At 39.7% G+C, this 18,329-nt stretch carries 15 protein-coding genes; 9 read left to right on the top strand and 6 right to left on the bottom strand.

Features of this window, described 5'->3' with window-relative positions; genetic code table 11:
• Window positions 1-3: 3 nt before the first annotated feature.
• The 4 genes from ACM46_RS07585 to ACM46_RS07600 all read right to left on the bottom strand — a co-directional run bounded on the left by ACM46_RS07585 (window position 4) and on the right by ACM46_RS07600 (window position 3,946).
• A complete protein-coding gene (locus ACM46_RS07585) occupies window positions 4-1,917 on the bottom strand; it encodes a DUF2207 domain-containing protein (RefSeq protein ID WP_053082683.1) in 1,914 nt (637 codons plus the stop codon).
• A 3-nt stretch (window positions 1,918-1,920) separates the two neighbouring features.
• Complete coding sequence (locus tag ACM46_RS07590) at window positions 1,921-2,469, bottom strand: LemA family protein (RefSeq protein WP_048506025.1); 549 nt, start codon at window positions 2,467-2,469, stop codon at window positions 1,921-1,923.
• A gap of 146 nt (window positions 2,470-2,615) precedes the next feature.
• Window positions 2,616-2,930 carry an NIL domain-containing protein gene (locus tag ACM46_RS07595; protein ID WP_048506026.1) on the bottom strand — a complete coding sequence of 105 codons (315 nt, stop codon included), beginning with the start codon at window positions 2,928-2,930 and terminating at the stop codon, window positions 2,616-2,618.
• A 344-nt stretch (window positions 2,931-3,274) separates the two neighbouring features.
• Complete coding sequence (locus tag ACM46_RS07600; RefSeq protein ID WP_083997359.1) at window positions 3,275-3,946, bottom strand: YiiX/YebB-like N1pC/P60 family cysteine hydrolase; 672 nt, start codon at window positions 3,944-3,946, stop codon at window positions 3,275-3,277.
• A gap of 101 nt (window positions 3,947-4,047) precedes the next feature.
• Here ACM46_RS07600 and ACM46_RS07605 point away from each other — a divergent pair, with 101 nt between their 5' ends.
• The 6 genes from ACM46_RS07605 (at window position 4,048) to ACM46_RS07630 (ending at window position 12,658) form a co-directional block, all read left to right on the top strand.
• Window positions 4,048-4,752, top strand: coding sequence for a response regulator transcription factor (locus ACM46_RS07605; protein WP_048506027.1), 705 nt, complete (start codon window positions 4,048-4,050; stop codon window positions 4,750-4,752).
• Window positions 4,753-4,761: 9 nt separating this feature from the next.
• Complete coding sequence (locus tag ACM46_RS07610) at window positions 4,762-6,117, top strand: HAMP domain-containing sensor histidine kinase (protein WP_048506028.1); 1,356 nt, start codon at window positions 4,762-4,764, stop codon at window positions 6,115-6,117.
• A gap of 288 nt (window positions 6,118-6,405) precedes the next feature.
• Window positions 6,406-7,101, top strand: coding sequence for an MgtC/SapB family protein (locus ACM46_RS07615; RefSeq protein ID WP_048506029.1), 696 nt, complete (start codon window positions 6,406-6,408; stop codon window positions 7,099-7,101).
• Window positions 7,102-7,120: 19 nt separating this feature from the next.
• Window positions 7,121-8,248 carry an efflux RND transporter periplasmic adaptor subunit gene (locus ACM46_RS07620; protein WP_241485978.1) on the top strand — a complete coding sequence of 376 codons (1,128 nt, stop codon included), beginning with the start codon at window positions 7,121-7,123 and terminating at the stop codon, window positions 8,246-8,248.
• 65 nt (window positions 8,249-8,313) lie between these two features.
• Window positions 8,314-11,409 (top strand): efflux RND transporter permease subunit, encoded by a 3,096-nt coding sequence (locus tag ACM46_RS07625; protein ID WP_048506030.1) that lies wholly within the window; start codon window positions 8,314-8,316, stop codon window positions 11,407-11,409.
• Complete coding sequence (locus ACM46_RS07630) at window positions 11,399-12,658, top strand: TolC family protein (protein WP_048506031.1); 1,260 nt, start codon at window positions 11,399-11,401, stop codon at window positions 12,656-12,658. The genes ACM46_RS07625 and ACM46_RS07630 overlap by 11 nt, the downstream gene beginning before the upstream one ends.
• Window positions 12,659-12,790: 132 nt before the next feature.
• Here ACM46_RS07630 and ACM46_RS07635 read toward each other — a convergent pair whose 3' ends face one another.
• Window positions 12,791-13,273, bottom strand: coding sequence for a DUF1801 domain-containing protein (locus tag ACM46_RS07635; protein ID WP_048506032.1), 483 nt, complete (start codon window positions 13,271-13,273; stop codon window positions 12,791-12,793).
• Window positions 13,274-13,398: 125 nt separating this feature from the next.
• Entirely contained in the window at window positions 13,399-15,195 is a 1,797-nt protein-coding gene (locus tag ACM46_RS07640) for a T9SS type A sorting domain-containing protein (RefSeq protein WP_048506033.1), read from the bottom strand.
• A gap of 404 nt (window positions 15,196-15,599) precedes the next feature.
• Here ACM46_RS07640 and ACM46_RS07645 point away from each other — a divergent pair, with 404 nt between their 5' ends.
• Genes ACM46_RS07645 through murB form a run of 3 tightly spaced genes read left to right on the top strand, consistent with a single transcriptional unit; the run spans window position 15,600 to window position 18,322 of the window.
• Complete coding sequence (locus ACM46_RS07645) at window positions 15,600-16,805, top strand: pyridoxal phosphate-dependent aminotransferase (RefSeq protein WP_048506034.1); 1,206 nt, start codon at window positions 15,600-15,602, stop codon at window positions 16,803-16,805.
• A 10-nt stretch (window positions 16,806-16,815) separates the two neighbouring features.
• On the top strand, window positions 16,816-17,304 hold the full coding sequence (locus tag ACM46_RS07650; RefSeq protein WP_241485979.1) for a hypothetical protein: 489 nt from the start codon (window positions 16,816-16,818) through the stop codon (window positions 17,302-17,304).
• A gap of 4 nt (window positions 17,305-17,308) precedes the next feature.
• Window positions 17,309-18,322: a UDP-N-acetylmuramate dehydrogenase gene (gene murB / locus ACM46_RS07655; protein ID WP_048506035.1), complete on the top strand. Its 1,014-nt coding sequence runs from the start codon at window positions 17,309-17,311 to the stop codon at window positions 18,320-18,322.
• The last annotated feature ends 7 nt before the right edge of the window (window positions 18,323-18,329 follow it).

Here is an 18,329-nt window from a genome sequence, read left to right on the forward strand (position 1 = left end):
GGGCTACCAGCCACCACCACCGCCTCCGCCACCTCCACCGCCGGAGAATCCGCCGCCTCCGGAACCACTGCTGGAGCTGGAAGGCTGCGTAGATGCAGACTGTATGGATTGGGTAAGGCTTGAATTCAATGTACTGGCGAATGCATAATGATTTATTGGTCCGCCATAATACCAGCTGCTGTTATATTCTGTGGCTGTTTTTTTCAGCAAATTATCAAATTTCTCACCCCAGATCTGATCTACTCCCATGACCATTGCGAAAGGAAGTAATGTTTCGAAAACCTGCGGAGTCATCTGAGGAGGATTGTGAAACTTCAGCTGTTCGTTTTCGGCGGCTCCCATATACATTTTGAAACCGTCTATCAGTGATTTTTTTCTCAGTTTTTCTTTTGTCGGCTGCTTGATTAAGTATTGATAAATTACCATTATTAAAAATGCCAGCACATAAAAAATATAGCACGCGCTGAAATTGATTGTTTCAACATTATCTCCATTGGCAACTATGATTCCTCCCAATCCGATCACTACAAAGATGGAAAGCGGAATCAAAATTTTCCAGGAAACATTTTTAAAAAGAAATGTTATTAAAACAAATGCGAGAAAAAGAATAATATATAAAAGACCTCCGACAAATACTCTTTCAAATTCAGGAAGCAGATTATAACTTACAAATAAGCCTAATCCATATACAAGGGTAATGATCAGCCAGGGTAAAACAAGTTTCTTCGTATTGTTTCCTTCGTTTAAAAAGTTATCATGCTGAAAACTTAAAGCTCCTTTGAAACTCTGAACTGCTTTTTCAATTTTTGAATTGTATTTCCCGTCAAATTTAACAGAATCTTCATCCTTAGAAAACAGGCTGTTCATAAGATTGATCTCTTCTTTTGACAAAGTTTCATCTGCCGGTTTCAGTTTTTTCAGAATAAAAACTTTGGTACTGAAAAATCCCAGCACACCGGAATCCTCACTTTCTATGATTTTCACATAGCCTTTTACAGCGAGGTTAACAATGGAAGCCGTCAGGTATTTATTTTTAAAACTTTCAGAATTGATATAGCCTAGGGAAGCGGGTGAAAGATTTTCCGGAGCATTGAACTGCGGATAAACCGTTGGAGTCTCCGGATCTATGCCGTATTTTCTCCATGTAGAATAGAGATACGTGATCAGTCCCAATAATATAATGCACACACTGATCAGAATCCCGTACTTTTCTGAAAAAGTTGGCGGTGGCGGAGGTACCATAACTCCCTTTTGAAAACCTACAGCAATCGTAAGGCCTTCATTAGGTTTAAGCCCCGAAGCACTCCATTCAACCGAATGATCTGAAAGCACTTTTACCGTACAGTTCTGGTTGGTGCTGCCATAAGCTCCTGTATAGCATGAATTTTGAATAATTCCGGCACCTGCGGGAAGAGTTACTCTTGCAGAAATGGTATCTACGTCAAAATCCCAGTAAGTTCCGTTTACATTCCAGTAAAATTCATCATACTTGTCAAAGAACCCGATCTGGTTTCCTGTTTTATATTTTATTTCATAATCATAGGTTCCGGGATTCAGGATCACATCTTTGTTTCCTGCATATATTTTAAGGTATCCGTCTTCTGTTTTTTCGTGATAATCTTCATCTTCTCCGTTCTTTTTTACGGAAAGAATATCATACCTTACTTTCTGCGTTTTATGGTTCAGATCTCTGGACAAAGGGAGAGCCCGGAAAATTCCCCTCTTGATGTTTTCGCCCAGACTGTATACCTTGATATGCTCTGTAACGGTAATCCCGGAATTTTTATCCACTTCAATATCCGAATGAAAGGAAATGATTTTTTCATTTTCGATAGTGAATGACTCTTCTGCCCCTTCATTCTGGGCAAAAGCCATACAAAAAAGCTGAAGAAAGAAAAAAAGCAGCCACTTTTTCATTCCTTAGAATTTTACGGTTGGAACTTCTCTGTCAGCTATATTTTCAAGTTCGAAGAAAGGTGATTTTTCAAACTTGTACATGTTGGCAACGATGTTACTTGGGAAAGATTCAATCAGGGTATTGTTCTCACGAACGGTACCGTTATAATATCTTCTGGACTTTTCCACATCATTTTCTATGGAAGTAAGCTCACTCTGCAACTGTTGAAAGTTGGCATTAGCTTTCAGATCCGGATACTGCTCAGCTACCGCAAAAAGATTCATCATAGCCTGATTCAGATTTTTCTCTGCCGCTTCTTTGGCCTGAACAGAATCCGCCCCTACAGCCTGAGTTCTTGCTCTGATAACACTGTCCAGGGTTTCACGCTCATGCGTTGCGTAGCCTTTTACCGTTTCCACAAGATTGGGAATAAGATCATGTCTTTTTTTGAGCATTACATCAATACTGCTCCAAGCCTCCTGAACTAAATTTTTCAGTTTTACAAGACGGTTATAAATGGATATCCCGTAAAAAATACATGCTGCAATTAAAGCAATAATAACTATGGTCATATTTTCTCGTTTTTTCTTCTTTAAAAATAGTGTTTTTTTGAATCGGAAAGAGAAATTAAGAAAATGTAACAGGGTTATTTGTATAAAACATAAAAAAAGCACCCGGAAATCGGATACTTTCTGTAATTAAACTATATGAATCTCACCTAAAAATACTTCCGGCAGTTATACTCCACCGTGGTACTTAAAAGTTTATTTTTATTCAGATAGAATTCCAGCTGTTGGTAATCTTCTGAAGTGACATTAATGTATAACTGTACCGAACCAAAACTGTTTCCATTTACATATTCCACATTAGCAGACAACACTCTGTGACAGATCCCAAACTGATTGTAAATGGTATTCATTAAATGCTCAAATTTCATTTTGCCATTCAAATCTATTTCCAGTATCAGTTCTTTTTTGTGCAGATTAATTGTGTTATTAGGTATTATCTGCAGTGTAGGATTGGGTGTAATCATCACTAAACAATTTTTTGGTTAAACATTTTCTAGATCATGGTTGCTTTCTTGCGTTAAATCTTTGACAAAAATATAAAAAATTATTAGTCCACCAAATTAGTAGACTAATAATTTTTAATTTTAACATTTATTTTTTTCTTCCTTGAATTTGGTTTAGGTAATTAATATACCCATGCAGCTGAGAAAAGAAAATTAAGAACTATAGCTATCGTTGCAAATCCTTGTCAAGGTTTTGAACCTTGACAAGGATGAAACCTTAACAGATTAAACATAGGATACATATAAAAAAACACCCCTAAAGATTATCCACATCTTTAAGGGTATTATTATTTCTGAAATATGATTTACAACTCTCCTACTCTTTCCAGTTTGTCCGAAGCAGCCAGTCCATTGGGGTTACATCCGGGTTCACCTTCCGGAACTGGCAGATTTTTCTTTTTATAAAACTCCGTCCAGAATTCGTTGGTTTTTCCTGTTTTTGGATCAACAAACGTCATAGGTTCCAGTTTAAAGATACTGCTTTCCCGGAATGACCTTTCTATATAATCTGAGCAATAGTAAGAATTTTCATCTAAAATATAATTGAAGTTATAAGGCTTTCCAAGCATGGATTCTGCTTTTTTGAGTGCCTGTGGAATGGATTTCTGATATTCAGGCTTCAGTCGGTAAATGATTACTTTCTGCCCGTCATCAGACTGATCTTTAAGAAAGGAAGCAAGCTCCTGTTTTTGGGAACCTCCTTTGGGTGCAGCATGCAATACATACCAGTGACTGCCCTGCTTCTCTGTAATTCCGATATGATCAAATGAAGCTTCTTTCTGTTTTTGGGTTACATTATTAATCGCTCCGGAAAGCCCTGTTTCTTTTGCAGTAACAAAAAGCAGGTCACCATTTTTTAATGATGTGGCTCCAGGTTGAGAAGTACAGTTCTGAACCAAAAGTAGCACAACAAATAAAATAATAAAGGTAAAAATTTTTCCGGTGTTCAAAAACAGACTGCTTTTTATTTTAATCATAATTCGTTTATCATTAAGCATCCAAATTTACAAATTGCATTCCTTATATGAATAGGAAAATACTTACTACCTTTGCAGAACAGCAATAAAACCCAACTTCTATGCCTCACATTCTGTTAGTTGAAGATGATAAAAGACTTTCGCAGCTCATTGCGAGGGGACTGATGGAAAATGACATGGAAGTAAACACTGCTGCCGACGGTGAGACGGCCTTAAAACTTACCGGATTACTGAATTTCGACCTCATCATTACAGATATTATCCTTCCGGTGAAAAACGGGCTGGAATTCTGCAAAGAGATCAAAATCCTCAAACCTGAGATTCCGGTCATTATGCTGACAGCACTGGGAACTACCGATGATAAGCTGGAAGGCTTTGATTCCGGAGCTGATGATTATCTCACGAAACCTTTTGAAATGCGGGAACTGATCGCGAGAATTAAGGTTTTGCTTAAAAGATATTCTTCGTATCGTCCGGAAGCACCATCAATACTGCGTTATGAAGACATTGAGATGGATCTGAAACTGAAAACCGTCTCCCGTTCCGGAAATCTGATCAAACTTACCCCAAAAGAATTCAACCTTATGAAGTTTCTGCTTGAAAATCCTGAAAGGGTACTTTCCCGCCATGAAATTGCAGAAAATGTGTGGGAAACTCATTTTGATACGGGTACGAACTTCATTGATGTGTATATTAATTATATCCGGAAAAAAATAGACCGTGATTTTGAAACCAAGCTTATCCATACAAAATCCGGGATGGGTTTTATTTTAAAAAAGGATTACGAAAACAGTTCCAACCCATAAAAAACAAGGATGAAAGTTAGAACCAGGCTTACTTTACTGTTTACCCTCGTGACTGCTATGCTTATTAGTTTTTATGCGGTTGCCATCTATTATTCCTCAAAAGAAGCCAGGGAAATTTCGTTTTATACTGAACTTAAAAGTGAAGCTGTTGCCAAAGCCAATCTTTTTTTCGAAGGTGCATTAACCGAAAAGGAAATGCATCGGCTTTACAAAACCAATACACAAACATTAAGCGAGGTTCAGGTGGCTATTTATGATTCCGGATTTAATCTTGTTTATCATGATGATTCCAAAGTGGATTATGTGAAAGAAAATTCCGAGATGCTTTCAAAGATCTTTAAAAAAAAGCAGCTCTTCTTTTTTCTGGATGATTTTCAGGTGACAGGAATTGTGTATTCTCATAACGGAAAACAGTATGCTGTTACAGCCGCAGCTTATGACCAGTACGGATATAATTCAATTAATCATTTATTGACCATCAGCATTATTTCGTTTATCATTATTCTGGTCCTTATTTATCTGGCCGGTCTTTTCCTTTCGAAAAAAGCACTGAGTCCTGCGGTGAGAATGGTAGAGCAGATCAAAAGAATTAATGCAGGAAAATTACAGCTCAGACTTGATGAATCTGAAGAAAAAGGAGAATTTCATGAACTGGAAAAGAATTTTAACCAGATGCTGGAAAGGCTTGAGCATTCATTTACCACCCAAAAACATTTTGTTTCCAATATTTCGCATGAGCTGAATACGCCGCTGGCCTCTATGACGGCTGAACTGGAACTTGCTCTGCAAAAAAATTATACTCAGAATGAATATCAGACCATTATTCTGAATGCATTAGCTGATGTAAAAAATATGAGCAGGCTTTCCGGAAGTCTGATGGATCTTGCCAAAGCCAGCTATGATCCTACGGAAATAAGTTTTTCTGAGGTCCGGATAGATGAAATCCTGATGGATTCTTATGCTAAAATCAGAAAAGAAAATCCTCAATACAAAATCCAGCTCAATGTAGATCTTGAAATTGAGGAGTCTCAGCTTTTACACAGAGGAAATCCTTATCTTCTTATGGTGGCCTTCAACAATCTGATAGATAATACCTGTAAATATGCATCAGATAACACTTGTTTGGTGAATGCCTCTCTAATCTCCGAACGTCTTTCCATTGAATTTACCAACAAAGGAATCCCTGTTTCGGAAAAAGACCTTCATCATATATTCAAACCTTTCTACAGAGCCGAAAATTCCTTTGATCAAAAAGGATACGGAATAGGTCTGTATCTTACCCAAAAGATTGTTGATCTTCACCATGCACAAATCCATGTTTCTTCCGGGGAAAACACTACCAACTTTCAGATTATTTTTGAATGAAAAATGAAAAGTGAAGAGTGAAAAATAATGAATGATGAATGGTGAACCTTATCTCTACAATTCATCGCGCCACTTCTAACTTCTAACTTCTAACTTCTAACTTCTCTAATAGAATTCTAATCATTTTCTAAAACATCTCTAACGACTTCCCACAGCCGTTACATTTACCTTTGCAGCAAAATAATTCAAACTATGGATTCAGATCCTTCACATTCTTACCAATCATAGGGCTTTTCTGAGCATGCTTATTCTGTATGCCTGATAAAGGCCTGCAAAAAAGAAAAAGTTATGACTACATTAGAATTTGCGATCCGCTTATCTACCGCTCTTGTTTTGGGTACAGCTATTGGTTTTGAAAGACAGTGGCATCAGAAAAATGCGGGCCTAAGAACCAATACACTGGTCTGCTTAGGATCGGCAGCATTTGTTTTATTATCTCTCAAAATCGGGGGCGACGCTACAGGAAGAATAGCATCATACATTGTCAGCGGCATCGGTTTCCTCGGCGGCGGTGTTATTATGAAAGACGGTCTTACTGTTCGCGGGCTGAATACTGCTGCAACTTTATGGTGTTCTGCGTCTGTAGGTTCACTGGCTGCATTGGGTTTTGTAACCGAAGCGGGATTGACAGCAGGGCTTATTATCTTAACCCACACCGTGCTGCGTCCTTTGGGGAAAACATTGGGTTCACCTACCATCCGCACCAGCACTTCCGAATATCTTATCACTATTAAATGCAGGACTGAAATTGAAAATCACGCAAGAGTATTGCTGATGCAGTCTTTCAATTCTACAGACCAGATTCTTTTGAAATCCCTTACCAGCGACGATACTGAAACCCCGGAAAATATTGTGATTTCTGCAGAAGTATATTCCTCTTCACCACAGGACAGCATGATAGAGAAAGCCGTCAGCAGGCTTACCCTTGAAGATAAAATCACTAAGGTAAGCTGGGAAATCATCGGAAGTGAAAACGATTTATAAACTTAAAAATCCAAGTAAAATGACTCTCAAAAACAAACTTATCCTTACTCATATGTGCTGTATGAAAACCTTCTTCATATTACCTTTCTTTTTATCATGTCACGAGAAGAAAACAGAACCTCAGCAGAAAGAGACGTTCATCATCCGGAAAAACCATGTTATCATAGCAGACAACGACCCTGTATTAAAAAAAATCATTACAGAAACCGTTTCGGAGCAGGAATACAGCAACAGCATTATCTCAGCCGGGACCATAGAAACCATTCCCAATAATTATGCGGAAATAGCCAGTCCGTTTTCCGGAAGAGTGATCAGGTCTTTTGTGAATATCGGGCAGAGCGTAAAAGCAGGAAGTCCTGTTTTCGAAATCCTTTCTCCCGGATATTCTTCTGTTCAGAAAGAGTATTCTGATGCTTTAAATGATGCCCGGCTTGCCGAAAAAAACTATAAACGCCAGCAGGATCTCGTAAAACATGGGGTCGGTATTCAAAAAGAGCTGGAAGAAACCGAAACCGAATATAAAAATAAAAAGACCTCTCTCGCCAATGCCGCTTCTACTTTAAATGCTTATAACAGTAAAGGTTCAGGAGGCACCTATATTATTAAAGCGCCAATCAGTGGAGAAATTATTTCCAACAGAATTGTTAGCGGACAATATCTGAAAGAAGATTCGGAGCCGGTAGTCATCATCGCTGAACTTTCAAAAGTCTGGATCACAGGTGCCGTGAAAGAAAAAGACATCCGGTTTATAAGTCCGGGAGATCCTGTATCCGTAAAAGTAAATACCTATCCGGATATGGAAATTACCGGGAAAGTATACCATATCAGTGAGCTTGTGGATGAAGAAACCCGAAGCATAAAAGTTCTTATCCAGTGTGACAATCCGCAAAGAAAATTAAAACCAGGAATGTTTGCTGCCGTTACTTATTCCGCAGGCACAGAAAAAGCAGTGGTTATTCCTTCTGGCGCATTGATGCAGGAAGGAGATCATCAGTATGTCTGGATAAAAACGGGTAGGAATGAATTTGTAAAACAGATCGTCAGCCCCGGCAGTACTTACGAGAAAACAATCAGAATCACTTCAGGGCTCAAACCGGGAGATATCATTATGACCCAGGGTGGAATTTATATGCCTGACACAAAATAATAAGCTTTCAAAAATCCGGAATAGATCAACAGCTAAGAACATTTCCGGACCATTAAATCAATCTTATGAAAAAATTACTCACACTCTCTATACAGAAGAGATGGCTTATGCTTGCCCTTTTCTTACTCTTAGGCATTTTCGGATATTATTCCTGGACAAAACTTTCCGTGGAAGCCTATCCGGATATTGCCGATACCACTTCACAGGTAGTAACTCAGGTTCCGGGACTGGCTACCGAAGAAGTAGAGCAACAAATAACGATTCCTTTGGAAAGATCACTCAACGGCCTTCCGGGAATGCATATTATGCGAAGTAAAAGTACCTTCGGACTCTCCATGATCACTATGGTGTTTGATGATGGTGTTGATGATTACTGGGCAAGACAGCGTATTCAGGAAAGACTTTCAGAAGCTGAGCTTCCTTATAATGCACAGCCCGGCCTCGATCCTTTAACCTCTCCGGTGGGAGAAATCTACCGCTATATCATTGAAGGCAACGGACAAAGCCTGAGAGAACTTACAGATCTGCAGAATTTCGTTATTATCCCAAGAATCAAGCAAGTGACAGGCATTGCGGATGTGACAAACTTTGGAGGAATTACCACCCAGTTTCAGATTGAACTGGATCCTCAAAAGCTGGATCAGTATGGATTGTCTTTATCTGAAGTCACGGAAACCATCACCAAAAACAACAGTAATGCCGGAGGAAGTATGCTCCCACGGGGTGATCTTGCTTACGTAGTGCGTGGAATCGGGTTGATCAAAGATCTGGATGATCTGGGCAAAATTGTGATTAAAACCGAAAAAGGAGTTCCTGTATTTTTACATGATGTAGGTACCCTGAAATACGGAAATCTTGAAAGAAAGGGAATTCTGGGTTATACTGACAGAAACCGGAATTATAATGAAAGCACCGGAGGCATTGTTCTTCTCTTAAAAGGGCAGAATCCTTCTGTGGTTTTAAAGGATGTTCATCAAGCCATTGAAGAACTGAACAGCCACATTCTTCCTGCCGGGGTAAAAATTCATCCTTATCTGGACCGGACCGATCTGGTCAATACAACCCTGACTACGGTAACCCATACTTTAACGGAAGGCATTGTTTTGGTCATTATTATTCTGATTGTATTTCTGGGAAGCTGGAGAGGAGCACTGCTTGTAGCGATCACCATTCCTTTGTCCCTGCTTATTGCATTTATTCTGATGCATTTTACCCATATTCCTGCCAATCTGCTTTCATTAGGAGCCATAGACTTCGGAATTATTGTAGACGGATCCATCGTCATGCTGGAAGGTATTTTAAAAAAGAGAGAAGAGCATCCTGAAAAGGAGCTGGAAGAAAAAAGCATCATTCAGAGAGCCACTGAAATAGCGAAACCTATTTTCTTTTCCACCATTATTATCATTACGGCTTATCTTCCGCTGTTCGCTTTTGAAAGGGTAGAAAAAAAGCTTTTTACGCCAATGGCTTTTACGATCGGGTACGCGCTACTGGGCGCATTGGCTGCGGCATTGATCTTAATTCCCGGGCTGGCTTATGTGATTTATAAAAAGCCTCAGAAAATATTCCATAACCGATGGCTGGAAAGAATAAGTGATTTTTATGGTAAAAGAATTAATAAAATCATTCAAGCTCCCAAGAAAGTACTCCTTCCTGCCGGCATTATTCTTTTTTCTGCCGGATTGTTTTCCTATTTCGTGGGAAAAGATTTCCTGCCGGAGCTGGATGAGGGTTCTATATGGCTTCAGGTACAGCTTCCTCCCGGAATTTCATTAGACAAAGCAAAGGAAATGAGCAATTCTCTGCGTGCACAGACCATGAAACACTCTGAAATCACTTACGTTATGGTGCAGGCCGGAAGAAATGACGACGGTACCGATCCGTGGACCGCTTCCCATTTTGAGGTTTCTGTCGGGATAAAACCTTACAAAGAATGGGCATCCGGAAAAACCAAAGCCGATCTTATCAGAGAGCTTGCCGATGATTATAAAAATATGCCCGGATTTTCGGTAGGGTTTTCCCAGCCGATGATTGACGGAGTGATGGACAAAATCTCGGGAGCTCACAGTGAGCTTGTGGTAAAAGTATACGGCGATGATTTTAAAGGAACCAGAAAAATTGCAGAACAGATTCTTTCCACTTTAAAAACCATTCCGGGATCTACTGATCTTGCCATTGACCAGGAACCGCCTCTTCCTCAACTGCAGATTATTGCAGACCGGGATAAGATCGCCCAGTACGGACTGAATGTTGCCGATGTGGCGGATCTCATTGAAACCGCTTTGGGTGGAAAGGCTATTTCACAGATTTTCATCGGGAATAAGGTGTATGATATTTCCTGCCGGTATGCAGAAAACAGCCGCAATACTCCGGATAAGGTAGGAAATCTAATGCTGACTTCAGCTTCAGGAGCTAAAATACCTCTTTCCCAAGTTGCCGAAATTAAATTGAGTACCGGAGAAAGTACCATTACCCGCGAAATGAATAAAAGACACCTTACCGTAAAACTGAATTTGAGAGACCGGGATCTTTCTTCGTTTCTGAAGGAAGCCCAGGATACGATTGAAAAAGATATCCGCTACGATCATCAAAAATACCAGATTAAATGGGGCGGACAGTTTGAAAATAAAAACAGGGCTTATTCCCGGTTGGCTTTTATCGTTCCTCTGGCATTGTCTGCCATGTTTCTCCTGCTTTACGGAGCCTTCGGAAATTTCAGACAGGCACTGGTTCTGATGAGCATTATTCCTCTTGCTTTATTCGGGGGGATGCTAGCATTGAATGTCCGGGGTATGACTTTAAATGTTTCTTCTGCAGTAGGTTTTATTGCGCTTTTCGGAGTAGCCGTGCAGAACGGAGTCATTATGGTGTCTCATATGAATACACTCAGAAAAGAAGGTTTCGATCTAAAAACTTCGGTGATCAAAGGAGCAGAAGACCGCTTCAGACCTGTACTGATGACTGCTTCTGTTGCCGTGATAGGGTTATTCCCTGCTTCATTAGCCACCGGAATCGGGTCTGATGTACAGAGACCTTTAGCGACTGTAATTGTGTACGGTCTCATGTTCTCTACCCTTCTTACCTTATTTATCCTTCCCGCGATCTATTATCTCGCAGAATATCGTTTTGACCAAAAAAAATTAACATCAGATGAAATTTAAAATCATTTTTATCCTATTCACGGCTGTATCTTTTCATTGTACTTTAAAAGCCCAGGAAAAGGAATCATTAAGTTTTTCCTCCTATCTCAATCAGGTTCGGGAAAAAAATCTCAGTTATACAGCTCAGAAGTATAATGTGAACATGGCTGATGCAGCTATACTTACTGCTGGAATTTTTCCTGATCCGCAAATTGAAATGGAAACTTCCGACAATGGTGTTTCAAAAAAAATGGGGTATACAATAGGAACTTCATTAAGCTGGACTCTCGAACTGGGAAAGAAAAGAAAAGCCAGAATAGGAGTAGCAAAACAACAGGCTGAATACACACAACTTCAGTTGCAGGACTTTCTCAGAAATCTGATTGCAGATGCTTCTCTGAGTTATATTGAGGCTTTAAAAACAAAATCTCTTGCGGAAGTTCAGAGGGATTCTTACCTCAGTATGGATCGGCTCGCCAAATCCGACAGCATCAGATACAGACTGGGAGCTATTTCACTTGTCACTTCCAAACAGAGCAGGCTGGAAGCTTCTTCTTTACTTAATGACCTTTATGTGGCGGAAAGCAGCAGCAGACAAGCATTTTCCGCACTTTCTATTTTTTTGGGAACCGATCCGGAGGAAAGTGATATCAGCGGTGATTTCAAAGCTTTCAACAGAGATTTCAGTTTTGAGGATCTTATTATACAGGCCGTTAACCACAGAACAGATCTTCTTGCCTCAAAGCAAAATATTCATACGGCAGCCAGTCTTGTACAGCTTGAAAAAGCCAAGCGGGTTATAGACCTCGGGCTGAGCGCGGGAGCTGAACACAATACATGGGCCACCAACGAAATTGCACCGTCACCAGCTGTGAATGCCGTAAAATTGGGAGCCAGTATTCCTCTGAAATTTTCGAACCGAAGAAATGCAGATCTGAAAATAGCAGAAATAGGGCGCATGCAGGCCGAAACTGAATATAAACAGATTGAAAACAGCGTCCGGACAGAAGTTACACAAGCCTATCAGCAGTATGAGGCTACACAGAAACAGCTGAAGCAGTTTGACAACGGAATGCTTTCAGAGGCTAAAAGTATTCTTGAGGGCATCAGTTACAGTTATCAAAGAGGGGAAAGTTCTATTCTGGAGGTCTTGAATGCACAGAGAACTTATAATGATATCAGACAGCGTTATATTGAGGTGCTGGCTGACAATGCGGTGGCTCTTGTAGAGCTGGAGAGGAAAACGGGTATGTGGGATATTGATTTCTGATGGAGGTTTTTCTAATTTTTTAATATTTGTGCAAATGATTGTGTATCCTTTTTTGGTTGGATTTTTTTTAACCACGAATTTCACGGATGAGCACAGATGATTGTGGATAATATTATAATGTCTTGATAGAGTCTATTTCTTTTTTGAGGTAGGCTCTTTTTGCTTTTTAAACTGAGATTCATAGATACTGATCCAGTTTTCTACTGTCATTTTTTTACTGACTTCGGCAATAAGTTCAAAAGGAATATCATCTATTTTTTTGAACCGGACACAAGATTTTCCCATATCCAGTTTTCTTTTTGAGTGTTTCGGATATTCTGCAACAAACCATTCCAGTAATTCAGGATCCGCATACATCCCCATATGATAAAGTGCTATAAAGTTCTTTTGTGAAGCCAGCCCCATAAATGGCAGCGGTGATCCCGGCGTACAGTGATAGCCAGCGGGATACGTTTCCAGGGGAACATCCCATCCTACCATGCCATAACTGACACCTTCCTGAAAGCCTTTCGGGAGACTTTTCGTAACGGTATCAAACAGTTTTCTGAATACTTCCTGTCTTTCCTCAGGAATTTTTGAGATATAATCGGCAACGGAGTCAGCTGGAATTTGCATGTTCGGTCAATTTTTATTTCTTCCAAAATAATAAATTTTACGGATATTTTCATTTAAAATTTTATCCATAAAAAAGCAGCAGTACAAAAATGTACTGCCGCCCAACTTTATTGTCGTTAAAAAAATTATTTTTTGACTGTTTTCACAGTAGACTGTGATCCGTCTTTGAAATAAATGGTTACAAAATATAAACCTGCATTCAATGTACTCAGATTAAGTTCTTTCGTATCTCCGGTAAAGGTTTTCACTATTCTGCCGGAAACTTCACTTACAGATACCGATTTCACTTCTCTAGTGTCCGAAATATACAGGATATCTTTGAACGGGTTTGGATGAACGGTTACTTTTTTCGCTTCTTTTTTCACTTCTGAAGTGCTCAACTGAGAACTTTCAACCGTAAAATTGTCTACATAAAAGTTATAATCAGGATCATCGTTTACGGCCCCGTCGCTTCCATAGAAAGCAAATACGGTATTCGCACTGTTGTACCCCGTTAAATTATAAACATATTGGGTGGATGTATTCGTAGGAGCATTGCCCTGATTCCATGTTTGCAGGATGGTCCAGGTAGTTCCTCCGTCATTGGAAACTAAAAAGTGAACAACATCATCAGATCCCATTGCTGAAGCATTGGTGCTCAGATAAGCGGCTACCCCGTAATCAAATTTCACTCTGTATGAACCTGCAGAAAGATTAAATGCGGATGTTTTAAGCCAGCCTGCTCTGTTGGTGGAATATAGGTTGATGGTAGCAGATCCGCTGGATCCGGTTCCTAAAAACCCTCCTGCTCCCCAATAAGCTGTAGTTCCGGAAGGGCCTGTAGCCGGAGTTCCTCCTGAGAGTCCTGCTGCCCAGCATGTACCCGGAAAACTGGCGAAGTTATTGGTGTATGATGGAACTATAGTCCCGCACAAAGTGGTAAATGTTCCGGAGAACGACCAACCGCTCTGAGCCGTTGCCGTACTACAGTTGCTTCTTACCCAATAATAATATACGGTGCTTGGTGATAAACCTGGAATGGTGAATGATGTTCCTGTAACTCCGGGATGGTTGGGAGTTGTTGTAGCTGTAGGTGCCGTATTGCTTGTACTGTAGTAAATATCATAGCTTGCCGCCTGAACACTGGCTGGGACTGTCCATGATACCTGAGCAGAACTTGAAGTCACCGTCCCTACAGGCTGAAGTGTAGGTGCTACACAATCTGTATAAACATCAGCTGAAAAAGCAAAAATATTAGCAATTCCGGTTCCGCTTACTTTGGCTACCGAAATACTTTGAATGGCTTTCGTCTGATTGGCCGCATCAATATTTAAAGCAGTCTGATACAATCTGGGATTGGTAGAATTCGGTTCTAGGGTATTATTCGTTCTATTGATTCTTCCGATTCCCTGAATAGCATAACTACTTCCGCCGTACCAGTCAGAAATACTCACTCCTGAAAACACCTGAGAAGTATTATCTGTAAAATTGACTGTTACATTCACTGTACATGCTCCACTTCCTCCTGTAGAAAGCATATATACTTTAAAAGCAGAAACAGGGGTCACAAAAGACAGAGTTCCTGTATTGCTGCCTGCCGTATTGCTGGAAATTTTTAGAGAGTTGTTTCCATACAGATCTCCCAATTTAAAACTCAGTCCCGGAGTAGAAGCTACTGCAGAATTAATAATTCCGTTAGCCGGAAGACCGTAAGTAAGAGCTGTACTGCTGGCGGTAAGTTTAAAATCCCGAGCTACAAAAGCGAAAGACACGCCGTCAACATCTTCTGTGGTAGATGATAATGCCGAACCTACATCATTAGCAATAACGTCTGCTGTGTATCCGGACTGTACCGGCATGGTCTGAAAATTTTGAGCACCCATTAATGAGGCTGCAAGAAGAGCTATACCAGGTAGAACTCTCAATGGTAATTTTGTTTTCATAATTATTTTCTATTAGCGTCGAAATTTAATAAAAAATACAATATAAAACAGATATTTTTATTAAATAATTAAACATTTATCAAAAACATTAAATTATCAACACATTTATCCATATTGAAAATTTATTTTCTGGCCAAATATTTTATTCACATTTTAATGTATTATTTTAACAATTTCGATCATTTTAACGTATCATCAATCTCGAATAGCTGGTATTCTTCAACAATCTGACGGCCAGAATAAAGCATAAATAAAAATGAATAGGTTTGCCATCAAAAGAATAGTTAACAATCAATTTTAATTTGCTGATTTTCCAAACAATTAAAAAGCACTCAAAATGCATATCAGGTTATTTTATTATTGAGAAATTAAATCCTATTTTTGCCTTACAAATTTTTTGAACAATGCCGAATATTTCAAACAGAGCACAGCATATGCCGCCATCGCCGGTAAGAAAACTGGTTCCTTACGCTTTAAAAGCTAAACAACAGGGAATAAAAGTATATCACCTCAATATCGGACAGCCTGATATTGAAACACCGGAAACCGCTTTAAATGCTTTAAAGAACATTGATCTTAAAGTATTAGAATATGCACTTTCTGAAGGTAATATAGAATACAGAAAGGCCCTTACAGAGTATTATCACACACTGGGTTTCTCAGACTTAACACCTGATAACTTCATTGTAACCAACGGAGGCTCCGAAGCGTTGAACTTTGCGATTTCCACTTTGTGTGACGACGGCGACGAGGTAATTATCCCTGAGCCTTACTATGCAAACTACAACGGGTTCACCAGTACATTCAACGTACATGTGGTAGCGGTTCCGTCTACTATTGATACAGGTTTTGCTCTACCTCCGATTGAAGAATTTGAGAAAAAAATTACAGAAAAAACCAGAGCGATTGTGATCTGTAACCCTGGTAACCCTACCGGATATCTTTATACCCGTGAGGAGCTTCAGCAGCTGGCAGAAATCGCTTTGAAATACGATATCGTTATTATTTCAGACGAAGTATACAGAGAATATGTTTATGACGGAAAGCAGCAGGTATCTATGCTTGACTTCCCTGAACTGAGCAACAACTGTATCATCATTGATTCGGAATCCAAGCGTTATTCTATGTGCGGAGTAAGAATCGGATGTATGGTGACCCGTTCTAAAAAAATTCATGATGCAGCTATGCTTTTTGCACAGGCAAGACTGAGCCCGGTTCTTCTAGGCCAGATTGCAGCAACAGCGGCACACCAGAATGACGGAGCCTACATCAGAGCCGTAAGAGAAGAATATACACACAGAAGAAATATACTGGTAGATCTTCTTAATGCTATTCCGGGGGTAATCTGCCCTAAGCCTAGAGGAGCTTTCTACTGCGTAGCTGAGCTTCCGGTAGATGATACTGAGAAATTTGCACAATGGCTTCTGGAAAAATACGCTCTTAACAAGGAAACGATCATGGTAGCTCCTGCAGGAGGTTTCTACAGCGATCCTGAATTAGGAAAAAAACAGGTAAGAATTGCGTATGTATTGAAAGAGGAAGATTTGAAAAGAAGTACAGAGATTCTTAAGGATGCTCTTAAAAAATACAGAGAAGAATTCAGTCTATAAAATACAACCTATGATGCCGGCAATAAAAAACACTCACCTGAAAATTCTGTTTTCTATGTTTTTGCTGCCGGCATTTTTTTCCTGTGACGGAAAAAAGGAACCCGATCCTAATACCCGTCCCAACTCCAATGAGATCACTTTTATCAGTTTATCGAATATAGGAGGCGAGCAGGGAGATTATAAAATCATCAAAGTCACAAAGGATTCCATCCATGCCGAACAGGGCGTTGCGGATCGCCGGACTCACAAAGAATGGCACTCCGCCATCAGCCCACAAACCTGGAAAAATCTGATCTCTCCGATTAAAATCAAAGATCTTGATGAAATCCAAAGTTCTCCGAGCAAGCAGTCTGTAGATGGCATTGACGAGACTTTCCAGATCAGGACTCCTAAAAAGTCTCATATTTACGTAAATTCATATGCGGACACGCTGCGTTACGGGCAACTGAAGCAGTTTAAAGAACAACTCAACCTTATTCTTCCAACAGAATATCAATAATATTATGCAAGAAAATTTTTCCTTAAAGCCTTACAATACATTTGGTGTTGATGCCAAAGCAAAATATTTTACTGAAGTACAAACGATTGAGGAACTGAAGAATGCCATCAGCTATTCTAAAGAGCACAGTCTTTCGGTTTTATTTTTGGGCGGCGGAAGCAATATCCTTCTGACAAAAGACTTTGACGGACTTGTTATTAAACTCAGCTTAAAAGGAATTGAGGAAAAAGATCTTAATGAAAATGAGGTTCTGGTAACGGCAAAAGCAGGAGAAAACTGGCATGAATTTGTGATGTACAGTCTGCAGAAAAATTATGGCGGACTGGAAAATCTTTCTTTAATTCCGGGAAATGTAGGGACTTCGCCGATGCAGAATATCGGAGCGTACGGAACTGAGATCAAAGATATTTTTGTAAGCTGTATGGTTTTAGACCTTGAAAATCTGGAGATTGGAACATTCAGTCTTGAAGAGTGCCATTTCGGCTATAGGGATTCTATTTTCAAGCAGAAAGGGAAAGGAAGATATGTTATTTTGGAAGTCAGTTTTAAATTGACAAAAAAGGATCACCTCATCAAAACGGAATACGGAGCGATAAAAGCTGAACTGGAAAACTCGGGAATTACCCACCCTACTATTCAGGATGTTTCCAAAGCAGTCATCAGCATCAGACAGAGCAAACTGCCGGATCCCAAAGAAACCGGAAATGCGGGAAGTTTTTTTAAAAACCCTACAATCCCTTTGGTACAGTTTGAAGAATTAAAAAAGAAATTTGAAAATATCCCCGGATATCCCAACGGAGACTGGGTAAAAGTACCTGCGGGATGGCTGATCGAGCAATGCGGATGGAAAGGAAAACAATTGGGCAACGTCGCTTCACATCGACTTCAGGCACTGGTCATCGTGAATGCCACTGGAAATGCCACCGGAAAAGAAATTTTCGATTTTTCCACTGAAATTATTCATTCCGTAAAAGAAAAGTTCGGAATAGAGCTTGAACGGGAAGTGAATATTTTATAAATTTAAT

It is taken from the genome of Chryseobacterium angstadtii, from assembly GCF_001045465.1.
GTDB lineage: Bacteria > Bacteroidota > Bacteroidia > Flavobacteriales > Weeksellaceae > Chryseobacterium > Chryseobacterium angstadtii.

What these genes read in the sequence shown, in the direction of transcription:
- ACM46_RS07635 (WP_048506032.1), bottom strand. Translation starts at nt 13,273, where the DNA reads ATGCAAATTCCAGCTGACTCCGTTGCCGATTATATCTCAAAAATTCCT.
- ACM46_RS07600 (WP_083997359.1), bottom strand. Translation starts at nt 3,946, where the DNA reads ATGATTAAAATAAAAAGCAGTCTGTTTTTGAACACCGGAAAAATTTTT.
- ACM46_RS07640 (WP_048506033.1), bottom strand. Translation starts at nt 15,195, where the DNA reads ATGAAAACAAAATTACCATTGAGAGTTCTACCTGGTATAGCTCTTCTT.
- ACM46_RS07620 (WP_241485978.1), top strand. Translation starts at nt 7,121, where the DNA reads ATGACTCTCAAAAACAAACTTATCCTTACTCATATGTGCTGTATGAAA.
- ACM46_RS07615 (WP_048506029.1), top strand. Translation starts at nt 6,406, where the DNA reads ATGACTACATTAGAATTTGCGATCCGCTTATCTACCGCTCTTGTTTTG.
- ACM46_RS07585 (WP_053082683.1), bottom strand. Translation starts at nt 1,917, where the DNA reads ATGAAAAAGTGGCTGCTTTTTTTCTTTCTTCAGCTTTTTTGTATGGCT.
- ACM46_RS07610 (WP_048506028.1), top strand. Translation starts at nt 4,762, where the DNA reads ATGAAAGTTAGAACCAGGCTTACTTTACTGTTTACCCTCGTGACTGCT.
- ACM46_RS07625 (WP_048506030.1), top strand. Translation starts at nt 8,314, where the DNA reads ATGAAAAAATTACTCACACTCTCTATACAGAAGAGATGGCTTATGCTT.
- ACM46_RS07605 (WP_048506027.1), top strand. Translation starts at nt 4,048, where the DNA reads ATGCCTCACATTCTGTTAGTTGAAGATGATAAAAGACTTTCGCAGCTC.
- ACM46_RS07650 (WP_241485979.1), top strand. Translation starts at nt 16,816, where the DNA reads ATGATGCCGGCAATAAAAAACACTCACCTGAAAATTCTGTTTTCTATG.
- ACM46_RS07645 (WP_048506034.1), top strand. Translation starts at nt 15,600, where the DNA reads ATGCCGAATATTTCAAACAGAGCACAGCATATGCCGCCATCGCCGGTA.
- ACM46_RS07590 (WP_048506025.1), bottom strand. Translation starts at nt 2,469, where the DNA reads ATGACCATAGTTATTATTGCTTTAATTGCAGCATGTATTTTTTACGGG.
- murB (WP_048506035.1), top strand. Translation starts at nt 17,309, where the DNA reads ATGCAAGAAAATTTTTCCTTAAAGCCTTACAATACATTTGGTGTTGAT.
- ACM46_RS07630 (WP_048506031.1), top strand. Translation starts at nt 11,399, where the DNA reads ATGAAATTTAAAATCATTTTTATCCTATTCACGGCTGTATCTTTTCAT.
- ACM46_RS07595 (WP_048506026.1), bottom strand. Translation starts at nt 2,930, where the DNA reads ATGATTACACCCAATCCTACACTGCAGATAATACCTAATAACACAATT.